Genomic DNA, 21,019 nt, shown 5'->3' on the forward strand with positions numbered 1-21,019 from the left:
CATGACGGTTAAATATAGAGTTGAAATCGTTGATATTGCCAGTAAAGATATCCACCAGATTTATCAATATATTAAAAAATATGATTGTATCGAAAATGCTAGATATGTATTTAATCAGCTTAGAGAGACTATTAAAAAACTTGAGATACTTCCCCAAAGTTGTTCTCATCCTTATGAATTTTATGAGTGGAATGTCTATACTTTTTCATACAACAAAATTAAAGGATAACTGTTTATAAAATGCTATCGGCGTCAAATAACCTAATGATGAATGCAGCCGATTGTTGTAGTACCAATATGCATAAGCAGAAAATTTTGTCTTAGTTCATTGTCTAAGTTCATATCTAACGTTGATGACGTTAATTCATACGGTAAAACTCATTTATTGTAGGTTTTACCTTGTTGATATAGCGTTACCATCAGCTGTTTAAAATCATCTGTATCGGTTCGTCTGTCTTGTCATTTTATTTTTATCGTACTTTCATATTTTATGGTAATTTATCTTATCCCTTAAAAAGTTGTACAAATTAGTGTAGCCTATCCATCTATGAGATTTTTAATTTTAATTTTATTGATTTTCCCTAAATTACTATTAGCGCAAGAGGTATTTATTGACTCTGCAAATAAAGAATATTTATCTTTAGGAAGTACACAAGATAATAAACAGAGTTTTATGGATTTAAAAACAGGAGCGATAGATTGGATAGATAAAGATAATGCCAAATTAGAACAAATGCAACAGATAGGTATGCTATCACCAACAGAATTTTGGAATAAACTTACCAATAATTCAATCGGGTTTTATGCCAGTGGCTATGAACCACATTGGTTTGCCAAAATAACTAAAAATAGATTACAGTTTACTAATTCGAAAAAAGAGAACATAGCAATAAAAATCGATATAAAAAACTCTAATGTAACATATGATTTTGTCGCTTTTTTTCACTCAAAAAATGGTGTGTTTGGATTAATCCGAAATCTTGATAAATCGTCTAAATGTGAACTCGATATTGCTGAACCTGATTCAATATATGAAATTTTTATAAACTATAAAGGTGAAATTTTTGAAGGCTGTGCTTATTTAGATAAATTATGAGCAATATGCTAAATATCATCTGGATAGACTACACTAATTCGTAGAACTGTTAAAAATATTTCTATAACACTGTTCAGTTTTACTACCAGTGATTTAATTGAAAGTCTGGCAAGTTTGTCGATTAAAAATCATGAAGTTATGTTATTTGAAAAGTTTAACACCGATGGCATTTAATAAACAGTTACCTCTTAATTTTGTTGTATAAAAAAGGGTAGACATTTCAAGTGAAGTAGCCGTACAAAGCTGTCAATCCTTGAAAATATGGCAAAGCGTACTTAATAACAGTGCAATTTCCATCAAGGTTGTGTTTGACACTAAAGGCAGTAGACCGTAACAAGTCCATATCATCATCCGACAATAAGCACTCACCATCATCAACAAAGCCTGACATAATAGCCCAACAAAACGGTTAACTTATCAACAAACCTAATCTAAAACAAGCCATGAGCTACTGGCGTAACCAAACAAAGGCATTTGGCTTAACCGGCAAAATCTCACCCCATAGTCTGATAGGGCATAACTTAATACTGCATCTAACAAAGTTTTATCAAAAAAAAACTATGGATTTGGGCGTGGGATAGTAAGGGAAAGAATGTAAAATAAGTCTATGGTCAAGATAACTACAAAAACTAGAATAATATTATTTATATACTTTATATTGAAAAGATGGTTTATACTAATTCATATGAATTTACTGAATATTAAAAAAGTATTTTTTGTTTTGTAATGTAAATAAAACTATTTATATTAAATTAAGAGGATATAAATGAAATATGGACAGTACAAACTATTCTTCTGACTCACCTGTTTTTGCAAAAGAGCAAGACAGATTTTCTCGTTGGGCATTTTCAGAGCGAGTTGCTCAAGTTATATCTAAAAGAACCGACCCGAGCAGTATAGTTATTGGACTTTATGGAATATGGGGAGATGGTAAAACATCTGTACTCAACTTTATTGAGAAATCTCTTGAAAAAAATGACAATGTCATTTGTATGAAATTTAACCCTTGGAGATTTGGTACGGAAGAAGAATTATTAACCGGATTCTTTTTTACTATTGCCGATGCATTAGATACTGAACTAGTGAAAACAGGTGATAAATTTAAGGCTTTTGTAAAAAGAACAGCATCAGATGTTACTTCATTAGCTGGTGTTGAAGGTATTGGCAACATTGTGAGTTCATTTATCTCTACTATAGATATAAATGAACTTAGAAAAAGAGTTGAAAAAGAACTTCAAAATGCAAAAAAAAGAATATTAGTTTTAATAGACGATGTAGATCGTCTTGAAAAAAACGAAATTCATATTCTTTTTAAAATTGTTAAATTGATTGCAGATTTTAAATATACTTCGTATATTCTAGCTTTTGATAAAGACGTAGTAGCTACATCGTTGCAAGATAGATATTCCAGTACTAAACATAATGCAGGAGAAGCATTTTTAGAAAAAATTATTCAAATACCACTTCATTTACCAAGTATTGAAAAACAAGTATTACGTGAATTTTGCTTTCAAGGTATAGATGAAGCAGTAAGACTCGCAGAGATTGATCTCTCACAAGTACAAATACAAGATTTCGCAAATAGTTTTAGCTATGCTTTTGATGATTGTCTGACTACCCCAAGAAAAGCTAAACTTTATGGAAATATTTTATTATTTGCACTTCCGATTCTAAAAGATGAAGTTAATCCAGTTGATTTAATGTTAATAGAGGGTATTAGAGTATTTTGTCCATTACTATATGAGTTATTGAGAACAAATAAGAAACTTTTTACTGGAACATTCACGAGTAATATTTATAGTAATAATGAACAGGAAAAAGACCATATTAAAAAAATTATTGATAGGACACTTGATAAAGCACAAAATATAAATAAGGAAAGTTTTATATATTTACTAAAAAAACTATTTCCTAAATTAGAAGCTGTTTATGGAAATAGTAATTATGGTTCTGATTGGTACAAAAATTGGAATAATGCTCAACGGATTTGTTCAGAACACTATTTTTCTAGGTATTTTACTTATTCTATTCCTAGAAATGATGTTTCTGATAAGTTAATAGACAAATTGATATATAAATGTGAAAATTTTAATTTGTCTTTTGATGAAAGTGAAAACCCTTTCAATGATATTCTAAATACTGATAATGCTGGAACATTAATAAGAAAGTTGAGACAAAGAGATGTAGATTTAAATGAGGCTTCATCCTACTCACTAGCTATTGCTATAGCCCAGAAAAATCAGTTATTTCCTAATCCAGACACTTTATACAGATTTTTAAATCCTTTTGCTCAAGCAGCTATGCTTATTAGTAGTTTAATTCAAAATCAATCAATTAATAATCGAGAAAAATTAGCTTGTGATTGTATTGATAATTCACCGTCTCTTGATTTTAAACTTGAAATTTTCCAATGGCTAAAAAGAAAGGATGACGATAAACCAGAGCAAGAAGCGTTTTCAGATGAATCTATTAATATAATAGGAAAGCATTTAGGGAATAGCATTATAGAAGAACTTGGAGATACAGATATTACATTAGTTTATCCTAATTTAGTTTCTTATATATTTTATATTTTGAATAAGTATGTTAATCATAATTTTGCTAATGATTATATAACAAAACAAATTTTAAAAGATGACTTGGTGCTTGTTCGCATCCTTGAGTCTTACGTACCCACATCATGGGAAATGGAGTCAGGACTTCCCCATAAATCAAATTTTAAGAGAGAACAGTATAATCATTTAGCTGAGGTATTAGATACAAAAATTATCATAGAAAATCTGGAGAAATATTTTCCTTCTTTCTTCGAGTCAATTGAAGATGATTTTCCCCGAGATTATGATGATATTAAAGAAAAAAGTACTCTTTTTATTAAGCAATTTATATGGTTACATAAATATATTACAAAAGAGGCTGAAATAACAAGTGAATAAATTATTCACTTGTTGCAATAATGTATTTTGCCCGTTCGTATAGTTCATCAAAAGTTATTATTTCTGGTTGAAAAATATTTTGACGATATAACTCAAAACTTCGGATATGCTCTTGATTTATTCCGTATTCACCATTAAATTGCTCAAGGTTACCAATAACAATAAAAGCTCTAGGTCGAAAATTAAATACATCTTCTTTAGTAGGAAAACCATTTTGATCTGTTAAGGTCAGTTTTCCAAAAATAGATTCTTGTGCATAGGAAATCGTTCCTTGTATTTGTGCGATAGCTCCTGTTAATTCGTTTGATGGAGCCCAACAACCCGAACGATAAGGTATATTGTGAAGCAGTTGTGTTCTATGTGTTTTGATTTCAACAAAACATAAAGTAGAAATGAATGCCCTTGTTTTTAATAATGCATCAACCCTTTTCCCATGTTGTGAAACTTGATAGCCATGTACAACTTGTTCAAGGCGCTTATCATCTAAATTAGAGGTGTAAATATAATCTAAACCATATCCAAATATCCATGGGTTTTTTTCAAAAAACATTTGCCAAAGCGCTTCATCTTTACAATTTTTTCTAATTTTAACGTTATTAAAGTACTCTTGATCTTCCAGTAGTTTTCTAAACGTTTCTAATTGTTTTTTCCTATATGCAATGGTAACGATATCTTTTTTAGTTATGGCATGGCGAATTACTTCTGCAAATAGTTCTTCATTGTATGAAATTAAATTTTCTGCTTGACTAGAAGTTAACGTTAATTTTCTTAATTCTTCGTCTGAAATATTAATAGAATTATTCGTTTTAAGTTTTATTGATTGAATATGATGCAAGAACTCGCAAAATTTATCTATTTCATCTCCAACAAAAGAAAATCCTGAGCCATAAGGAGTACCTGTATCTTCATCATTAATTATAAATTTCTGTATTGTGAGTACAAATGTTTGCCTATTATCCTCTAAAAATTTTGCTTTAATACAAGTTGCAGCATCAGTTTTTTTACGTAATATGATTTCATCATGCTCTTTTGCATATTCCCAACCTCCTGTTGACAATAAGGCTTTAGTAGCAATTCTGATCTTTTTTCTTTATTATGGAAGTCTGATAACGCAGGGCTAATATAAGTTTTACCTATCTTAGGATTTTGGTAACTATCCATTATTACTCCTATAAATTGAGTCAAAATTCTCCTGATTACAAGTAATCATTAATTAATATTTTCTTATTGCATATTAATAATTTTACTGACTTGCTTGGGAGTAACCTCTAATATTTTAGCAATATTTTCAATAGAAACTTGTTTTTCTAATAAAGCATTTATAAGTACTTTCTTTTCAGCATTAGCTTTATCCTGAGCAAATTTTATCTTATCCCTAGCAATCCTCTGCTCTTCCTTCCTAATCTGCTCAACCACCTGATAAGTTGGTACATATTTAAGGCTTTTTTCCAACTCATCCATTAAACCAATCGACCTAAAACTAATATAAGACAAAGGGGATATTATCAAATGGTCTATAAATTCTATATTTAAGATTCGTCCCACTTGGATTAATCGATCTGTGATATCTTTATCAGTTACGGAGGGTGACAATCTTCCGAAAGGATGATTATGTACAGCAATCACTCGTGAAGCATTTTTCATGACAGCTACACGAAACACATTCATTGGCTCAACATCTACCGATTTATAAGACCCTAAGGCAATGAGTTCAATATACAGAATGTAACCAGCTAGGTTCATGCCAACAATCCAGAAATGTTCTTTTTCTTGGTCTATTTTGTTGTCACGTAATAGCACATTCTTCATGATATTATAGACATCATCCGTGCCTTCTATATAACGTTTATCGTTTTTAGCGAGTTTTATATCCATTATGAGGTACACTGTATAAGAATGAGTTTGTTAATGCTATCAATATAACATAATTCCATAAATTCAAAAGCCATTGATAGTATAGCAATAATGGCTAATTATTAGCCTTATTAGCCTTATTAGCCTTATTAGCCTTATAGCCGCTAGCTTGTAATACGCGCTACTTTAATAAACGCCGCGCTAATAATGCTTGCATATCACGTCGGCCATCGGTAATTAAAAAGATAACGACCTGTTGGTCGATGATTTTGTAGATAAGCCGGTAGGATTTAAAAAAAGTTTGACGATAATCGCGATTGCCTAAATCTAGTAACTCTTTAGGGATACTGCCTTTTTTAGGAAAATGGCTTAAATTATTAGCAGTTTTTAGCAGTTCATCTAATACGTAATCGGCTTTTTCAGCGCAGTCATACTCTGCTATATAGTCATAAATGGCTTCTAAGTCTGCCTCTGCATCCTGCGTTAAGACGACTTTATGCGCAAGCATTAAGCTTTTTCCTTTTATTTTTTAGACGGTTAACCACCTCATTTACATCGGTAATTTGTCCCGCCTCTCCCTGTTTTTGACCTAATGCCAGAATTTTAAGTAATGCTAGCTTTTCTTGCGTTTCTTCATAGGAGGCAATATCTTGAATGACTGCTTTGGCTTCGCCGTTTTGAGTGATAATTAATGGCTCTCTTGATCTAGTTAAATTGTTCATTACCTCGGCGGCATTAGCTTTTAAGTAACTGATTGGTTTTATCTGCTGAGAATAGCGCATGTATACCTCATATTGTTAAGACTAAATAAAGTCTAAAAAAAGACTTGATCTATTCTAAGCAGTTAAAGCCAAAAAAGCAATCTATGCTTAATAACAAGGGCTAACAACTATTGCATACCACTCAAAGTAAAAAGATAATTAGGTATAGTAAATATTAATTTACTGAATAGTTATTTATTTTTCAATAAATTAGCTTTCTTGTTTGAATTGTGTTTTCGCTCCAATTTATACTCAACTATCGAACTATCGAACTATCGAACTATCGAACTATCGAACTATCGAACTATCGAACTATCAAAGTTATTAAAATCTCTCACATATTGTTTTCACAATAAACTATAGGGTTTTACTTGCCTACATAAAACCTTGTAACCCAGCGGTTCCCCAAAAATAGACTCATATTTATTGATATTTTCTACTATACAGTAATTTGGATTTATACCTGCTAATTCCACTTGGGTAATAATCAGATAATGTAAATTGAGTCTATAAATAACCCACTGCAATTAGAGCGATTAATTCAGCTGTCATATGGTTCAATTTATGAGGTTAAATTTAATAATTCACTTTTTCATCTTGAAGATATTGCTCTATATATTCTTTAAATATTTTCACTCTATTGGGAATATAGTTTCGATCTCTAACCATTACATAAACTGGACGAGGGATGCTAATCCACTCGGGTAAAATTCTGATTAACTTACTATTCTTAATATCAGATTCAACAAATTGCTCAGGAACAAAACAGATACCTAAATCCTGTTTAGCGGCATTTATCATCAACTGAGTATCATCAACTATAAAATGAGATGTTATATCTGTAACATATAATTCTTGTGTATTAATATTTTTCAACGTCCATTCATTACTGTGGTTAGAACAAATTAATCGATGGTTTTTCAAATCAACTGGATGTAAAGGTAACGAATTTGATGCTAAATATTTAGAAGAGGCACATAAAATATTTTTTGAGATGAACAATTTTTTGGCTACCCAATTGCTATCATCCAAATTTCCCACTCGAATGGCAATATCAATACTCGACGCGGTTAAGTCCACAATTCGGTTAGTAACCATTAAATCAATTTTGATATCAGGATATTGTTGCATAAAAGAAAAGATACAGTTCGCTAGCCATTGATGCGTTAAATTAATCGGTGCCGTTACTTTTATGGTTCCTGATAACTGATAGTGGCTGTTATTTAAATGTTTAACGGCCATCATACACTCTGTTAGAGGATTGACACACTGATCAAAATACATCTGCCCTAATGTAGTTAATGAAACCGATCTGGTGCTACGGTTTAACAGATGTTCCCCTATTGATTCCTCCAATTGAGTTAAACGCCGGCTAATAGTAGCCATAGGGATAGAAAGATTTTCTGACGCTTTAGTCAGACTTCCGGCCAGAACCACATTGATAAAAAGGTTGAGGTCATTTAAGGAGATTGATTTTTTCATTTTTGAAATTCTGTATTTAAAATACATTCATTGTATTATAAATGGGATAATAATAACATTATTTTACCCAATCATATTATTTATCTAAGAATATTATCTATGAATATATCTATAACCGCCCCTGAAATTGGCATCGGTAATCAAATAGCTTGTAGATTATTACGGCAAGGAAGTACAAACAAGTTTTCTTGTTCTCTATTAAAATTTGCTGTTCAAGGCGTTAGTAATTATTTACCAGAATTTTGTGCTCCAAAGAGTATCAAGGTTACTGATATTATTTTGGAGAAAGTTGACCGCGATTTTAGAGGCACTATCACAGAATACCAACGCTTTTTTGATGATCAAAAAAATCTTATGGTTAAACTTTCAGTTGTCAATAAATCAGCCTGTTATCAGTTAAATAATGCGCAAAATCTAATGGTTTCTTTGGTAACGCACGATGCATTTTATGGAGTTAGCGATCATGGCGAAAAATAGATATTTAGTGTTGCTGGTTGTTACTCTCTCAACTTTCTTTTGGGGATCTAATTTTAATGTTGGTGCGTCAGTCGTTGCTCAGTCATCTCCTTACGTGGTCGCAACCGAAAGGTTTACTATTGCGACGATAATTATCTTGATTTTTATGTTAGCCAAAGATAGAAATAATATTACGACATTACAAAAGAACTGGATTGCATTTATAGTTCTCGGATTATTAGGTATCACTGGCTTTAATTTGGCTTTTTTTATTGGGTTAAAAACAACATCAGCTATCAATGGCGCATTGATAATGGCAACATCGCCACTAACAACAGCATTGTTGGCGGCAATTATCGATAAACATAAAATTACGTTGGTCCAAACTGTCGGAATGTTAATAAGTTTCTTTGGCGTGGTTATGATCGTCAGCAATGGGTCAATAATCAATTTAGTTTCGCTAAGTTTTAGTTCTGGTGATCTCATTATTATGATGGGTAATTTGGCCTGGGCGACTTACACGGTTGGTTCAAGAAAATATATATCTAACTCAACACCATTACAAACTACAACTTATACCATGTTATTTGGTACCATCGGCATCATATTATTTACCATTTATAATAATAATTTACTTATCTCAATAAATAATATAACCATAAAAAATCATTTATTATTAGTCTATATGGCGGTATGTGGTACGGTATTGGCATATTTATTTTGGAATCTGGGTATCAAAAAAATCGGGGCGGCCAATACTGCAGTATTTTTCAACTTAGTCCCTATATTTACGATGATCTTAGCCTTATTTACTGGATTAGAGCCTAATCCAGTACAAATCAGTGGCGCATTAATTGTTATTGGTGGCGTAATTCTGGCTACTGGTTCTTATAAAACCTTATTAGCTAAATTGAATACTAAATCATTTACCAACCGCTGATAGGTCTTGCTCTTACTGGTAAATATTGATGAAAAGTGTACCATTTTAGGTGCGCTTATTTAAAAAAATAACAATAATTAACCACTGGGGTGATATTGCAGTGGTGTACTTGCCTATTGAATAACAGGACTATCATTTTTTGTCCGCAAATAGCGTTGCTCAGGATGAAAAAACGGTTAATTTACTCTTGCTAATCGATAAACCTTTATTCATAATTTATAGATATAAATAGCAGTTAAAAATTTATTAATAAATTTAATAAGTTATCCTATAAAATTAAGTTGAAACTCTATTTTTAAGCTAACAATCTAATTGATAAATAAAATAAAAAAGCTGTTGAGTGTGTTATGAATTCTAAAACTAAGCTTGTTATCGATAAATTAAATGGGCTATTAAATCAGCTTACCTTAGTTGCAGAAGATATTGATTATTTAAGTTACCAAACTGTTTCTCTTCCTCAAGATATTTCTGCTTATGACGCTTATAGAATAATGACTCAATCTCAACCTAAATGGCTTAAAATATTGTTTCAGATGAGAGATTTTTTAGGCAGAATGGTAGGAATTAGAACAATTAAAGGTTTTAATCAATTAACTGAGGATATACCTAATATTGGCGATTTAGTACATTTTTTTACTGTTTTTGAATTAGAAAAAGATAAATTAAGCTTAATCATTAAAGATCATCATCTAGATGTTTGTTTACATCTTCGTTTAATTGATGATAGTGATAAACAAAATAAATTATATGTAATAACTTCTGTCAAAAATCATAATTTAATTGGCAAGTTATATATGGTGCCAGTTTCTGTTCTACATCCATTTATTGTCAATAGACTTTTGAGAAATCTTAACGCTAAAAAATAAATGTATTGGTAAATCAGGATTGATTTTTAATCGGACAGTTAACTTTTTTAACTCTTTTTTGTATGACAACAGACAGCATAATAAGCAAGATTTTTTAGCTAGCAAGATTTAGCTAAAGATTTAAGTAACTAATTTAAAATATATAAGGAATGTATAATGATAATTGTAACATTTAAGTTTAAAAGACCTTTGGAAGAACTATTAGCTAAATTTGAAGAACATAACAAATTTTTAGATGAGTATTTTGCCAACAATAAGTTTATCGCGTCTGGTCCTTTAGAGAATAAAACAGGTGCTATTATTGTAGTAATGAGTGATTCACTTGAAGAAGTTAAAAATATTATGAAATTAGATCCATTTTGTGTTTATGACTTGGTTGATTTAGAATTTACCCTATTTCATGCAAATAAAATCTCGCCTAACTTATTAACTCATTGAGTTTAAATTATCTGAGCTGATAGGGTAAAAGTAGGTTGCATTTAATGCACCTACTGTCGAATTATTTAGTGAATACTAAAAAACTTACTCGCATAAAACTAATTTTACTTATATAAAAATTAACTTATCTATAAAATAGTTTTTTCTATCTTTAAATATCTACTAATTTGTTTATATTATTTCATCAATAAAATCTTTTTATAACCATAATATCTTTATTATTTGTATAGTTAAAAACTATCCGTAGTACGATATCCGCCTCCACCAGACGAAGAACTCGATGAAAAACCATTACTACTCGATGAGGAACTCGACGAATAACCATTACTACTCGATGAGGAACTCGACGAATAACCATTACTACTCGATGAGGAACTCGACGAATAACGATCACTACTCGATGAGGAGCTCGATGAATAACGATCACTATTCGATGAGGAACTTGATGAATAACGATCACTACTGGATGAGGAACTTGATGAATAACGATCACTACTCGATGATCGACTTGAATAATTAGACGATGAACTTAGGCTACATAATACCGACCAGACACTCTTGGTCTTGGTATTTGTTGAAGTTGTATTATTTTTTAGGACGCGACAAGTTAGAAGCTCCATGACTATTTTTTCAGGAGAATAACCATGATTTTTTAAGCTTTCTAATAGGTCATCGAGAGTGTATGAAGAGATATTATATTCATAAAAAGAGCTAGGAACATTATTTTGTCTAAATAGCTTCAGCGTCTGATTAAAGCGAATATAAATCTTTTCCTGATTATTAATTGATTCTTGAACATGTGGTATACGTTCTTCAAGTTGATTTATTTGATCATCTATTTCAGGAATTCTTTTAAGTAAGAAATCATCCTCCTTAGATTCTGTTTGTGAGGTTAGCCACTCAAGTTGTTTAATTGACTGATTTTCTAATAATTTTGCCAATTGCGTTGATAGCCGTTTAAATTGATCACTTTGTCCTGTTTGTGTGCCATTTAAGGAGTCATAAGCCTTTTTCCTTTGTCGTTGTGCATCTTCCAAATCATATTCAATGTTTACCAATTGAGATTTTAGTTGCGGTAGATTCAAACTTTTTTCAACTAATTGTTCTTTATCAAACTTTTGATCTATGGCTAACTCATATGATTTTTGTTGATTTTCGTATTTTATTTGCGATTCTTTTATTAATGATTCGAGTATTTTTTGATTGTTATAATTTTCATTAAAATGAATAAATCCAGCTATCGTTTCATCTAGATTTCTAAAAATCCAACGACCTTTATAATTATCTTCACCATAGTTTCTTTTGCGCAAATAATTGTAATAACAATTTTTACTGTACTCTGCTAATTTTTTGGTGAACTCTTCTTGGCATAGTTCATAATCTTTTGTTATTTTTTCTAAAAATCCTTTTTCGTTTGTAAACAGATTACACAATGCGACATATTCAGGATCGCTTTCAAGTTGCAGCACCTTTTGGGTAGTGAGTTCATCTATTTTTGCATGAATATCTTGCAATTCCTGTTGAAATTGAGCTATTACTTTATCTAAATGACTAACTTTGCTAGTTAAGTCACTAGATAATCCTTGTAATTGCTTAATAATATTTTGTATTTGAAAATTATCATTATGGGGTGATTCTTTTAAATAAATGGTGGCAATTTTTTGATATATACTAGCTTGCTCATTCTTTAAATTTAAAATATCAACAAGGATATCTTGTCTTTTTTGATAAGCTATATCTAACGAGGCTTTAATTTTTTCTGCCTCAGCACAAATTTTCTTTTCAATGTTTTTCGGTTGCATGGTTTACCACTCCAAAATCCGACCTGATTTAACTGATTTTGGACAATTGAATATTAATCTTCCCTGTGGTTTGGTACAAAGTTTATTGTTATCAATATGCCCATCTTGCATTTTATCGGCTTTAACACTGTTATATTGTTCTAAAGTGACTTGTTGACCAAATGTATCCACCAATTTTGATTCCCCTGTTTCAATACTTTTTACCCATAATGAATCTGGATTGTTGGTTGTTGTCATCGGTCTGACGATTAAGTACCAAGATTTACCATTAGTATTGTCATGAGTACGCTCAACTCCTGATTTATAATTTGGGTGATCAACAATCGTTAACGTTAAATTGGTTTGAGCCAGTTTTATATAGTAAGCCATCATTTCTTGATAATGCTCGACATGCTTAAAATTCAAATTTTTTAAATCAGCACTTAAAGCATTTTGCAAGGCAATAACCTCACTCATATCAGAGTTAGGCACATTTAATGCTTGTAACTGTTTCAAGTCAGATTGAATTTTATTTTCAAGCGTTTCTGCACGCCCAACAGAATTATAAAGTGATTCGATTGATTCAAGATCAATATCCTGTTGCCCTTGATTAAGCCTATCAAGCGCTTTATCAACTGAAATTTGTAAAATAGGATATATTTTTTTAGCCTGTATAAATTCATCACTTTTAATTAAATTATTGAGTTTTTTATCCTCCTCAAGCAATTCACTTAATTTTGATATTTCTCTGGCAGCTTGAGATGAAATTGTAGTGATTGAAAAATCAATTTCTTCTAGTTTATAAAGTGTTTCTTGATCATAATTAAAAGTTGGCGATGAATTCTTTGAAGATTCTGAAAAAGGAAGATTAAACTCTTGGTTGAGTATATAACTGATTGAGGTTTTTAAATCTTTTACAGGCACTTGTGCATTATATACCGGAAGCTTATCAAGCGGCAAAAATTCTCTGTTTAGGTCAGTTAAGATTTTTTTTTCAATTAAAATATGACGATAAGTTTTATCGATTTTGTTGTTGAGTTCAAAAATTTTTTTGAATTCGTTACAATTTAGCCACAATAGAATACATAAGATCCCAGCAATAAATGGATAAAATTTTACTCTTTTTACGTAACAAAAAGCAAAAAAACGGATTAACCAATTATGTTTAGGCGCAACAAATTGTAATCTTTGGCTGAACCAAAGATTAATTCCTTTCTCAATGATTTCGTCGTTAACAATTTGCCCTTTAACTTGATAATAATTCTTTATATTTTCGGCTAATTTACTACGCAAAGCGTCATAATTTAGGTGCTCAAGTAACAATTGTTGTTTTTGATAAAGTTCGTCAATGATTGCCATTGCACCTAGTTGTTCACTAAGCTTAATATTCGACATTAATTATTAACCTTAAAAATAATATTATTAAAGCGTTGTTTGCCATCTTCAACGATACGATCTATCTCTTTGGCATTATCAATCGATTCATTACGCAGCTCGGCAATTAATTGTTGACTTGATTCTTGATAATTGACAATCGCTTCCACTAAAGCACGTAGAGAATCGGCTTTAATGGTTGAACCATATCCAGCACGTAGACTTTCTTCTAATTGCTTATTACCAGCAGATGCAATGCTTTCAATACCTTTATTCATGCCATCTTTCATTGCTTCTAATGTCTTAGTGCTTTCGCTTAAACCAGTCAAAGAGGTGATTGAAGCACTTAATGCCGTAAAGACAATTTCATTGGTAGAAAAAAAGCTAACACTTTGTTGATAAACTCTTTCTTTCACGGAAGTTGTTTGTTGTATACGGGCAAAAACGGCTTCGGCTGAATTATAAGAAACGGTTAAATTATTGGCTAAATCCAAAATAATTTGATAACGGCTGTCTTCTTGTTGCACATTACGTAATGCCTCGTCGCGGATAAGCTCTAAACGTGCTTTTGCCACATGATCATCTTCATTAAAATTATCTACGTCAGCAATGGCAGAGGCTAATTTAACTTTACATTCTTCAAGGCGATCTGTTGCTATTTGCACTAATTCCTGAGCAATGATTTGTGCTTGTTTCAATCCAAATCGAAAATCTTGATAAGCATTTAAAATAGTATGTTCACGCTCAATTTGATTGCCGGTTTCTTGCGATACTTGTAAATAGGTCTTTTTTATAAGATTAAATCGGTCGGGAATAGAACCTCGTTGCAGTTTCATCCAACCAATTTTGATTCTTTCAAAAAAATCTAATTTACCATCATCAAGCCAACCTAACATCTTTTCCATATCCGTTCGGATGCTATCAAAATGATTAACAATTTGGGTATAACGTTGTGAAACTTCAACACCATCAATTTGCTCGCGAACCACTTGGTTGAACGCGCTTTGTTGTTGTAAAGTTCGAGCTATTGTAATAACTCGATTTTTATCAATCTCAGCAACATTATCCAATAACTTTAAAATCGGTGCATCGGCTTGTGGTTTAATAATAATTCCGATTTTATTTAATAATTGAACCGCTCTATCAACGTAAGATATAACCTGACTAGACATTTCTAAATCCTTTATAATTTTATTTATCGCATCTGCGAATTTATTGAATTATATCTTAATATATTCTTTACAACAATTTTTCTAAATTGTCTTTTTTCACTATTTATTTTATTACCGCGTAGAAGATGTTGAGAATTATGGGCAACATCATGAGGATATTATCTGTACAATGTGGAAAGGTAATCTTGCAATTGGTCCTCAACGGTAAATATTGGTTAAAATCGTTTAGTTAGATTTTAAGTTTATTTATGTAGCAATACCTATGGATCTTGCAAAAAAACTATCGATAAACCATAAGTATAAAAAAATAGTATAACTATATAAGCACATTTGGATTTTTTAATTCGCATCGATATATTTTGTTCTTTTGATTGCTAAGATTTATACTATGTGGTAAAAAGAGAGAACTAATATTGTTTTTTTATATGTAAATTTAAACTCATCAAAAACATATCTTTTTTCTGCTTTAAATTATTTTTCAATTTACTCATGTTTTTATAAATTGAATCTTATAGTTATTTAAGATTCTTGGCAGTTCTACAATTAGTAATGATTTTTCTAACCTTAAATTCCCAAATGGACTAGGACTTATTAGTACTGTGTATTAATTATTTATCTAATTTTTCCAATGAAGATGTTGTTTGACCAGCATAGATTTATTTCGGGAGAGAAAATAATGAATAAAGTATATAAGTTAGTTTGGAGTGTCCGACGTCAAGCCTATATAGTGACATCAGAAAAATCGCAATCTAAAGGTAAATTATTCTTTATTAATTTATTATCAGTTGCCGGTTTATCATTAGCCATGATCCCTTTCAGTTATGCCCAATGTGATAGTTCATCGCTCTACAAATATTGTGGAAAAAATATTATTAATCAATACCCGAACAAAAATTCTGTTGGCAAACAATCACCAACTTTTATAAGTCAATTTTTGGCAATGACTAACTTTAGCAATTCTGTCGATTTACCTATATCTAACCATGTTGAGTCCAATGACGATGGTTATAACTATATGAGTGCTAATGATATCAATGATATCAATTTAAATCAGTCTGATGGAGAGGTCATTGGTGGTAAAAATGGAATCAACCTTGGCCATAATGGTTCTGGCTCTACAACGATTAATATTTCGGGTGATGTTACGGGTAAGCAAAACGATGGTTTACATGTGGTAAACTCAAATAACACTCATGATTTGAATATCATGGAGCTTATTGATGCCAGTATCCATGGAAAATCAAATGGAATTAATGCGGTTAATTATGGTCATGGTACCACAACGATATCGACCATTGGCTCTGTGGTTGGTGATGATCTTGATGGTATTTTGGCGGTGAATGATGGAGATACTCAGGGATTAAATATAATTCAATCATCGGGTGATATTCATGGCAAAAAAAATGGTATTAATGCTGATAATAAAGGAAAAGGCAAATTAAATATTGAAACTAATGACAATGTCATTGGTGATGAGAAAGAAGGGATTAATGCAACTAATGAACAAAATGCAGGCGATTTAACTATTTTGCAAGATCGTGGTTTAATTTCAGGTGCACTTAATGGAATCAAAGCAAATAATTTTGGTAATGGTTCAACTACTATCACGGTAGCTGGAAAAGTTGTCGGTAAACAAAATGACGGTCTTTTTGCCAATAACAATTCCAACACTCATGATTTAACCATCAGTCAGAAATCAGGCGAGATCAATGGTTTGGCAAACGGCATCAATGCTGTTAATAGTGGCAATGGTTCAACGATAGTCACAACGTCCGGTAAGATAGTGGCTAATCAAAGTTCTGGGGTATCTATTACTAATTTTGCGAATACTCACAAATTAACCTTTAATCAGGTAGCAGGTTCCATTATAGGAAAAGGATCTGGTGTTGATATTATTAATAATGGCAATGAAACAACGTCCATTTCTATTATGGGTGATATTGAAGGCCAACAACAAAAAGGTATGTCTGTATTTAGTGGGGTAAACACGACTGGTTTAAAGGTTGAACAGTCAAATGGTAATATCAGAGGGTTAAGTTATGGCATGATTCTAACTAATCAAGGTAATGGTTCAAGTGAAATTAACACTAATGGTACAGTGACAGGTTCTGGGGATGATGGGCTTCGTATAATCAATGAAACTAATACTCGTGATCTCATTGTCAATCAAAATGGTGGCGCGATTTATGGTCAAAACGCTGGTATCAATATTACCCATAGAGGTACTGGTTCTTCTAATGTAACTATCAAAGGTAATGTTACTGGCAATATTAATTCTGGCATTATAGCTGCTACTGACACTAATACCAAGGATATTACTATTTCTCAAGCATCAGGTGAAATTCATGGTAATACAGATGGTATTAATGTTAACCACAATGGAACAGGTTCAACAATTATCTCTACCACAGGCAGCGTGATTGGTGAAAATGGTAATGGTATCAATGCCACGATTCAAACAAATACCCAAAATATTATAGCTAAACAAGAATCAGGGCGTATCCAAGGTGGTCTAAATGGAATTTCTTTAACAAATTATGGCACAGGGTCAACCACTGTTGATACCAATGGTGATGTTATTGGTGGTCAGCATTATGGTATCTATATTAACAACTATAGACATAGCCAAGAAGCAAGTGTTACTCAGTCTGGAGGAAGTATTCAAGGTAAATTAGACGGAATAAATATTGATAATGATGGAGTTAATACCACGGCAATAACAGCAGATGGCGACATTATAGGCAGTCAAAATAATGGTATTACAGTAGTTAATGGCGAAAATAGTCAAGGTATTACGGTTTCTCAGAACAGTGGCAATATTAAAGGTAGCGATTATGGGATGATTTTGTTTAATAGTGGTAAAAGTACTACGTCGGTAAGTGTTTCTGGTAACGTTATTGGTTCACAGTATGATGGAATAACTGTAATAAATTATGAAAATACAAATGATATCAAAATTGATCAAATAATTGGTAATATTCAAGGAAAGCAAAATGGAATAAATATAATCAGTACAGGTCAAGGTGCAACGAATATCACTACAAAAAGTAAAATAGTCGCTGAGGAGAAAGATGGGATTACCGCGGAAATTAGAGGCAATGGTAAGGAGATTAATATTATTCAAGCAGGAGGTGAAATCAATGCCAATAATTATGGAATCAATGTATCTAATGATGGGCAACGTTCAACACTAATTAGTTTAGCGGGTAAAGTTGTAAGTAATAATGACAGTGTTTGGGTGAATAATCGCTCATCTAGCTCTGATTTAATTGTCGATCAAACTGAAGATAGTGAGATTATTGGGCAAACTAGTGGTTTTAATCTTACTAATAGTGGACAAGGTGTAACTACTATTAAAATTGCGGGTAAAGTTACGAGCCGAAATTTAGATGCCGTTATGGCGGGTAATGAGTTTAACACTAGTGAGTTAATATTTAAGCAAACTGCTAATAGTGTTATTCAAGGTGGAAATAATGGTGTAAATTTGGTAAATCGAGGTCAGCGCTCGACCGAGATTTTTATTGATGGTGATGTCTCTGGTATAGGTGGTTCTGGAATTGATGCCGCTAATTATGGTAACGCACAGGATCTATTATTGCAACAAACAAATGGGGTTATTAGTGGCTTTGATAAGGGGATTTCTGTATTCAATAATGCTAGTGGTAACACCAAAATCGATATATCAAGTAAAGTAATCGCCAACAATAGTACATCCGGAATAGCCATAAATAGTAATGGTAGAGAAGGAATTAAAACCTATATAAATCTGAATCAAGGTGCAGATGTTTCATCGGCTAGCGGTATTGCGATTAAAAATGATAAAACAGATTCTATAATCTCTTTAAATGATGGTGCAAAAATCAGTGGAAAAATTGTACTTGGAACGGGTAATGATACCTTATTTATTAATGAAGGTGCAGATATATCGCAACTGATTATGGTTGATGGCGGTAATAAATTTACTCGTGTTGCAGGCTCTTCTGATAATGATACCTTAAACTTAAATACGCATCTTATTGGATCATCCACCTCTGATGGTTCGCTAAATAATGTGGCTATTTGGGGTTGGGAAAATATTAATTTGAGCGGTAGCGGTAAACTAACGTTAACCGGTAATTTAAATACTGATAATTTGACGCTTGATTCTGGCGCAATAGTTGAACTGCAATCAGGTCTGCACCAATCTATAATTACTGGTAGCGTCAATAACGCTGGTTCAATTAATCTTAATAATGCTTTTACAGGTGACCGTTTAACGGTTACAGGCGATTATATAGGCAATGGCGGTAAAATAATTTTTGATACAGTCCTTCAAGATAGTGATAGTGCTACCGATCGCCTATTGGTAAATGGTAATGTTTCAGGCAACACATGGATACAAATCAATGATATTAATGGTTTAGGTGCTGATACAGGTAATACCGATGGTATTGAATTAATCCATGTTGGCGGTACCAGTAGTGATGATGCCTTTAAAATGCAAGCAGAACATTTAGATGCCGGTGCTTATGAATATTATTTACATAAAGGTGATATTAATAACCAAAATAATAACTGGTATTTGCGTTCTTACTTACCGCATAACCCAACGAATCCAACTAACCCGACGGATCCGACCAATCCAACGAATCCAACGGATCCGACCAATCCAACGAATCCAACGGATCCAACTAACCCAACGAATCCAACTAACCCGACGAATCCAACGAATCCAACTAACCCGACGGATCCGACCAATCCAACGAATCCAACGGATCCGACCAATCCAACTAACCCAACGAATCCAACGGATCCGACTAATCCAACGAGCCCAACGGATCCGACCAATCCAACTAACCCAACAAACCCAACGAATCCAACGAATCCAACGAATCCAACTATTGACCCTGAACCAGGCAAACCGGTACCTCAGATAACCTATCGTAAAGAGGTTCCATTGTTTGGGGCTGTTGCTGCACAGCTTCGTCTTGCAGATAATCTTATGCAGAGCAATCTGCACCAACGCATCGGTAATGTGCCATTGTTGAATTCACCAATAAGTTGGGGGCGAATTATAACCAAGCGAGTGAATTTAAAACAAAATGGCATCGTTAATGCGCATAGCAAAGGAAACTATAGCGGTTTCCAATTAGGCAGTGATATTTGGCAGAATGATGATTGGCGAATTGGGGCTTATTTTGGTTACTTAAATGGTGATTTAAGTGTTGATGGTTTCGCTAGTGGTAAATATAAACGAGTGGGTAAAAATGAGATAAACTCCTACTTTTTAGCTGCATATAGTACCTATATGCAGAATGATGGTAGTTATTTTGATATGGTTTTACAAGGAGTTCGTCATCGAGTTGATCTCAATCCAAATGGAAATAAAAATAGTAAACAAAAAGGTAAAGGTTTGAGCGCATCGATTGAAACAGGCAAACCCTTTGTTTTAATGGAGAGCAATTGGAAGCTAGAGCCTCAAGCACAAATAACCCACCAATGGCTTGATTTAAAAGATAGTCATATCAGTGGTAAAACCACTGTAAAACATAGTGATAATAATAGTTGGTTATTCCGTTTGGGGGCAAGGTTAGAAGGTAATTATAAAACTGAAGATACTTTATTGCGCCCTTACGCACGAGTAAACCTGTTCTATTCTCCAAATGGTGCGGATCATGTTAAATTTGATTGTAAAAATGCTAGTAGCGAATTTAGTAATGGGGGTAAATCTTTAAGTTCGGAATTAGCAATTGGTGGCAGTTATGAAATCAATAATCAAATCAATGTATATAGCGAAATAGGGCATACCTGGACTCATGGTGGTGATGCCAGAGTGAAAGCTCCTGTTAGTGCTTCTGTCGGCATACGAGCTAAATGGTAAATGTAA

Annotated in this window: 18 protein-coding genes; 10 read left to right on the plus strand and 8 right to left on the minus strand. The window is 32.4% G+C overall.

The features are described from left to right. Position 1: 1 nt before the first annotated feature. The 5 genes from DKK70_RS04940 to DKK70_RS04960 all read left to right on the plus strand — a co-directional run bounded on the left by DKK70_RS04940 (position 2) and on the right by DKK70_RS04960 (position 4,029). A complete protein-coding gene (locus tag DKK70_RS04940; RefSeq protein WP_110432984.1) occupies positions 2-229 on the plus strand; it encodes a hypothetical protein in 228 nt (75 codons plus the stop codon). A gap of 318 nt (positions 230-547) precedes the next feature. Beyond that, positions 548-1,096 carry a hypothetical protein gene (locus tag DKK70_RS04945; RefSeq protein ID WP_110432985.1) on the plus strand — a complete coding sequence of 183 codons (549 nt, stop codon included), beginning with the start codon at positions 548-550 and terminating at the stop codon, positions 1,094-1,096. Between the two features lie 217 nt (positions 1,097-1,313). After that, positions 1,314-1,430 carry an integrase domain-containing protein gene (locus tag DKK70_RS17460; RefSeq protein ID WP_110432986.1) on the plus strand — a complete coding sequence of 39 codons (117 nt, stop codon included), beginning with the start codon at positions 1,314-1,316 and terminating at the stop codon, positions 1,428-1,430. A gap of 82 nt (positions 1,431-1,512) precedes the next feature. Further along, entirely contained in the window at positions 1,513-1,677 is a 165-nt protein-coding gene (locus tag DKK70_RS17465) for an integrase domain-containing protein (RefSeq protein ID WP_375334972.1), read from the plus strand. 192 nt (positions 1,678-1,869) lie between these two features. Then, positions 1,870-4,029 carry a KAP family P-loop NTPase fold protein gene (locus DKK70_RS04960; RefSeq protein ID WP_110432988.1) on the plus strand — a complete coding sequence of 720 codons (2,160 nt, stop codon included), beginning with the start codon at positions 1,870-1,872 and terminating at the stop codon, positions 4,027-4,029. 1 nt (position 4,030) lies between these two features. Here DKK70_RS04960 and DKK70_RS04965 read toward each other — a convergent pair whose 3' ends face one another. The 5 genes from DKK70_RS04965 to DKK70_RS04985 all read right to left on the minus strand — a co-directional run bounded on the left by DKK70_RS04965 (position 4,031) and on the right by DKK70_RS04985 (position 8,126). Further along, entirely contained in the window at positions 4,031-5,086 is a 1,056-nt protein-coding gene (locus DKK70_RS04965; RefSeq protein WP_219999686.1) for a Shedu immune nuclease family protein, read from the minus strand. A gap of 167 nt (positions 5,087-5,253) precedes the next feature. Continuing rightward, positions 5,254-5,904 carry a JAB domain-containing protein gene (locus DKK70_RS04970; RefSeq protein WP_110432989.1) on the minus strand — a complete coding sequence of 217 codons (651 nt, stop codon included), beginning with the start codon at positions 5,902-5,904 and terminating at the stop codon, positions 5,254-5,256. Positions 5,905-6,064: 160 nt separating this feature from the next. Beyond that, entirely contained in the window at positions 6,065-6,391 is a 327-nt protein-coding gene (locus tag DKK70_RS04975) for a type II toxin-antitoxin system RelE/ParE family toxin (protein ID WP_110432990.1), read from the minus strand. Then, on the minus strand, positions 6,378-6,665 hold the full coding sequence (locus tag DKK70_RS04980) for a type II toxin-antitoxin system Phd/YefM family antitoxin (RefSeq protein WP_110432991.1): 288 nt from the start codon (positions 6,663-6,665) through the stop codon (positions 6,378-6,380). The genes DKK70_RS04975 and DKK70_RS04980 overlap by 14 nt, the downstream gene beginning before the upstream one ends. Positions 6,666-7,220: 555 nt before the next feature. Next, complete coding sequence (locus DKK70_RS04985; protein WP_181415918.1) at positions 7,221-8,126, minus strand: LysR family transcriptional regulator; 906 nt, start codon at positions 8,124-8,126, stop codon at positions 7,221-7,223. A 99-nt stretch (positions 8,127-8,225) separates the two neighbouring features. Between DKK70_RS04985 and DKK70_RS04990 the strand changes: the two genes are divergently transcribed. From DKK70_RS04990 to DKK70_RS05005, 4 genes are all read left to right on the plus strand, one after another. Continuing rightward, entirely contained in the window at positions 8,226-8,603 is a 378-nt protein-coding gene (locus tag DKK70_RS04990; RefSeq protein ID WP_110432993.1) for a hypothetical protein, read from the plus strand. Continuing rightward, complete coding sequence (locus tag DKK70_RS04995; RefSeq protein ID WP_181415919.1) at positions 8,590-9,522, plus strand: DMT family transporter; 933 nt, start codon at positions 8,590-8,592, stop codon at positions 9,520-9,522. Before DKK70_RS04990 ends, DKK70_RS04995 begins: the two co-directional genes overlap by 14 nt. Positions 9,523-9,869: 347 nt before the next feature. Then, positions 9,870-10,388, plus strand: a complete 519-nt coding sequence (locus tag DKK70_RS05000; RefSeq protein ID WP_110432995.1) for a DUF2867 domain-containing protein — start codon at positions 9,870-9,872, stop codon at positions 10,386-10,388. 156 nt (positions 10,389-10,544) lie between these two features. Continuing rightward, on the plus strand, positions 10,545-10,826 hold the full coding sequence (locus DKK70_RS05005) for a YciI family protein (RefSeq protein WP_110432996.1): 282 nt from the start codon (positions 10,545-10,547) through the stop codon (positions 10,824-10,826). A gap of 230 nt (positions 10,827-11,056) precedes the next feature. On the opposite strand, the gene DKK70_RS05010 is transcribed toward DKK70_RS05005, so the two are convergent. Genes DKK70_RS05010 through DKK70_RS05020 form a run of 3 tightly spaced genes read right to left on the minus strand, consistent with a single transcriptional unit; the run spans position 11,057 to position 15,153 of the window. Beyond that, positions 11,057-12,628, minus strand: coding sequence for a hypothetical protein (locus DKK70_RS05010; RefSeq protein WP_110432997.1), 1,572 nt, complete (start codon positions 12,626-12,628; stop codon positions 11,057-11,059). Positions 12,629-12,631: 3 nt separating this feature from the next. Further along, the gene (locus tag DKK70_RS05015; RefSeq protein ID WP_110432998.1) at positions 12,632-14,002 is read right to left on the minus strand and encodes a DUF6384 family protein; all 1,371 of its coding nucleotides are present in this window, start codon (positions 14,000-14,002) and stop codon (positions 12,632-12,634) included. Continuing rightward, positions 14,002-15,153: a merozoite surface protein 3b gene (locus DKK70_RS05020; RefSeq protein ID WP_110432999.1), complete on the minus strand. Its 1,152-nt coding sequence runs from the start codon at positions 15,151-15,153 to the stop codon at positions 14,002-14,004. The genes DKK70_RS05015 and DKK70_RS05020 overlap by 1 nt, the downstream gene beginning before the upstream one ends. A 676-nt stretch (positions 15,154-15,829) precedes the next feature. Here DKK70_RS05020 and DKK70_RS05025 point away from each other — a divergent pair. Then, positions 15,830-21,013 carry an autotransporter outer membrane beta-barrel domain-containing protein gene (locus DKK70_RS05025; protein WP_181415920.1) on the plus strand — a complete coding sequence of 1,728 codons (5,184 nt, stop codon included), beginning with the start codon at positions 15,830-15,832 and terminating at the stop codon, positions 21,011-21,013. Positions 21,014-21,019 lie beyond the last annotated feature (6 nt).

Source organism: Gilliamella apicola (genome assembly GCF_003202655.1).
GTDB lineage: Bacteria > Pseudomonadota > Gammaproteobacteria > Enterobacterales > Orbaceae > Gilliamella > Gilliamella apicola_R.

Coding starts and splice junctions, on each gene's coding strand:
- DKK70_RS04940 (WP_110432984.1), top strand. CDS start 2: ATGACGGTTAAATATAGAGTTGAAATCGTTGATATTGCCAGTAAAGAT.
- DKK70_RS04945 (WP_110432985.1), top strand. CDS start 548: ATGAGATTTTTAATTTTAATTTTATTGATTTTCCCTAAATTACTATTA.
- DKK70_RS04960 (WP_110432988.1), top strand. CDS start 1,870: ATGGACAGTACAAACTATTCTTCTGACTCACCTGTTTTTGCAAAAGAG.
- DKK70_RS04970 (WP_110432989.1), bottom strand. CDS start 5,904: ATGGATATAAAACTCGCTAAAAACGATAAACGTTATATAGAAGGCACG.
- DKK70_RS04975 (WP_110432990.1), bottom strand. CDS start 6,391: ATGCTTGCGCATAAAGTCGTCTTAACGCAGGATGCAGAGGCAGACTTA.
- DKK70_RS04980 (WP_110432991.1), bottom strand. CDS start 6,665: ATGCGCTATTCTCAGCAGATAAAACCAATCAGTTACTTAAAAGCTAAT.
- DKK70_RS04985 (WP_181415918.1), bottom strand. CDS start 8,126: ATGAAAAAATCAATCTCCTTAAATGACCTCAACCTTTTTATCAATGTG.
- DKK70_RS04990 (WP_110432993.1), top strand. CDS start 8,226: ATGAATATATCTATAACCGCCCCTGAAATTGGCATCGGTAATCAAATA.
- DKK70_RS04995 (WP_181415919.1), top strand. CDS start 8,590: ATGGCGAAAAATAGATATTTAGTGTTGCTGGTTGTTACTCTCTCAACT.
- DKK70_RS05000 (WP_110432995.1), top strand. CDS start 9,870: ATGAATTCTAAAACTAAGCTTGTTATCGATAAATTAAATGGGCTATTA.
- DKK70_RS05005 (WP_110432996.1), top strand. CDS start 10,545: ATGATAATTGTAACATTTAAGTTTAAAAGACCTTTGGAAGAACTATTA.
- DKK70_RS05010 (WP_110432997.1), bottom strand. CDS start 12,628: ATGCAACCGAAAAACATTGAAAAGAAAATTTGTGCTGAGGCAGAAAAA.
- DKK70_RS05015 (WP_110432998.1), bottom strand. CDS start 14,002: ATGTCGAATATTAAGCTTAGTGAACAACTAGGTGCAATGGCAATCATT.
- DKK70_RS05020 (WP_110432999.1), bottom strand. CDS start 15,153: ATGTCTAGTCAGGTTATATCTTACGTTGATAGAGCGGTTCAATTATTA.
- DKK70_RS05025 (WP_181415920.1), top strand. CDS start 15,830: ATGAATAAAGTATATAAGTTAGTTTGGAGTGTCCGACGTCAAGCCTAT.